General features: G+C 69.5%; 1 protein-coding gene. It reads left to right on the forward strand.

Annotation, left to right across the window (positions count from 1 at the left end):
* A partial coding sequence (locus tag TBU01S_RS24385) for a cobaltochelatase subunit CobN (protein ID WP_174524502.1) occupies positions 1-2,420 on the forward strand: 2,420 nt, incomplete at both ends.

Consider the following 2,420-nt stretch of genomic DNA (forward strand, 5'->3'; position numbering starts at 1 on the left):
ACCACGACACCCGGGTGCCGCTGACCCACTTCTACCTCGCCGCCTATCTCTACGCCCGCACGCAGTTCGACGCCGACGCGCTGATCCACTTCGGCACCCACGGCAGCCAGGAATGGACGCCGGGCAAGGAGCGCGGGCTGTCGATCCACGACGACCCCTATCTCACGCTTGGCGACACGCCGATCGTCTACCCCTACATCGTCGACAACATCGGCGAGGCCACCCAGGCCAAGCGCCGCGGGCGGGCGACCGTCATCAGCCACCAGACGCCGTCCTTCGCCCCCGCCGGCCTGCACGAAAAGCTGATGCCGCTGCACGACCTGCTGCACGAGTACGGCCTGCTCGACGACGGCGCGGTGAAGGAGCGCACCATTGCCGCGATCGTCGACGAAGCCGCGCGGCTGAACCTGATCGAGGACATCGGCTGGACCGCCGAGCGCGCCCGCGCCGACTTCGTGCCCTTCGAGCGCGAATTGCACGACTGGCTGCACGCGCTGGCGCAGACCGCCCAGCCGCTCGGCCTGCACACCTTCGGTCAGGCGCCGCAGGCCGAACACCGCCTGAGCACGGTGATGCAGATGCTGGGCGAGCGCCTGTACGGCAAGCTCGGCCTGGACGACCCCAAGGAACTGTTCGTCGACGACTTCCGCAAGCTCGCCGAGACGCCGCCCTACCGCCTGCTCGCCGGCCATCTGCTGGAAGCGGCGGCAAAGGCCGGCGCTGCGCCGGCTGGTGCCGAATCTGGTGCTGCTGCTTCGGCCGATCAGCCTGCGGCGGCGGGAGATGGGGAAGCCCCTGCCGTAGCTGTTGACGCCGGGGCGGCCCGTGCCGCGGCGACCGATGCCGGGAAGACTGCTGCCGTACCGGCCGGCTCCGCAGATCCTGAACTCGCCGAGCTACTGACCGAGGCGCGCGGCCATTTCGATGCGCTGTCGGCCGCCGGCGAGCACGTCGGCCTGCTGGCGGCGCTGGATGGGCGCTTCATCGACACCCATTACGGCGGCGACCCGGTGCGCAACCCCGAGAGCCTGCCCACCGGGCGCAATCTGTACGGCTTCGATCCCTCGCGCCTGCCCACCGAGCAAGCTTATGCCGCCGGCGCCGAAGCCTTCGCCCAACTGCTCGCCGCGCACCGCGCCCAGCACGGCAGCGAGCTGCGCAAGGTGGCGTTCTCGCTGTGGTCGGTGGAGGCAATGCGCCACCTCGGCGTGCTCGAAGCGCAGGCCTTCCACGCCCTCGGCGTAAAGCCGGTATGGGACCGCTTCGGCCGCATCAGCGACATCGAAGTGATCCCGCGCACCGAGCTCGGCCGTCCGCGGGTGGACGTGGTGCTGTCCGCCACCGGCCTGTACCGCGACCATTTCCCCAACGTGATGCTGCACCTGGCGCGCGCGGTGGAACGCGTCGCCGAATTGGACGAGCCGGACAATGCGGTGCGGAGCAACACCCTGGCGCTGGAAAAGCGCCTGCTGGAGCAGGGTTTCTCCGCCGAGGACGCGCGCGAACACGCGCTGACCCGGATCTTCTCCGGCGAAAGCGGCAGCTACGGCACCGGGCTGGAAGACGCCGCGCTGGCCACCGACACCTGGGAGGACGAAGGCAAGCTCGCCGAGCTCTACCTGCAGCGCATGCAGTACGCCTTCGGCCCCACCGAGTCGCGCTGGGGCAGCAAGCCGGCGCAGATCAACCTCTACGCCGAGCAACTGCGCGAGGTCGAGGCGGCGGTGCTGGCGCGCTCGTCCAACCTGTACGGCATGCTCACCACCGACGACCCCTTCCAGTACCTGGGCGGCATCGGCCTGGCGGTGCGCCATCTCGGCGGCAAGAGCCCCGAGCTGTACATCAGCAACCTGCGCGACGCCGACAGCAGCAAGGTGGAATCCGCCGCGCGCTTCCTCGCCGGCGAACTGCGCTCGCGCTATTTCCATCCGCAGTGGATCGGCGCCATGCAGCAGGAAGGCCATGCCGGCACGATGAATGTGGTCGACACCGTCAACAACTTCTGGGGCTGGACCGCGGTGGCGCCCGAGATCGTCCGCGACGACCAGTGGCAGGGCTTCTTCGACGTCTATATCGACGACTCGCTCGACATGAAGATGGACGAGTGGTTCGAGCAGCACAACCCGACCGCCAAGGCGCAGATCGCCGAGCGCATGCTGGAAGCGGCGCGCAAGGAATACTGGAACACCGACGATCAGACCCTGCGCAAGCTGGTGGAGGTGTACCGGGACGCCATCGAACGCCTCGACTACCAGCCCGCCAGCAGCATGGTCGGCGACTACGTGCAGACGCTGGCCGTGGGCTTCGGCCTCGAGTCCGCCGGCGAGCCGGCGCAGGGCGAGGCTGCCGGTGCCGCCGCGCCCGAGCAGGTCACCGGCCAGGTGCTGGAGCAGGTCCAGGCCGAGCAGGGCGCCGCGCCC

It is taken from the genome of Thauera butanivorans NBRC 103042, assembly GCF_001591165.1.
In the GTDB taxonomy this organism is placed as follows: Bacteria; Pseudomonadota; Gammaproteobacteria; order Burkholderiales; family Rhodocyclaceae; genus Thauera; species Thauera butanivorans.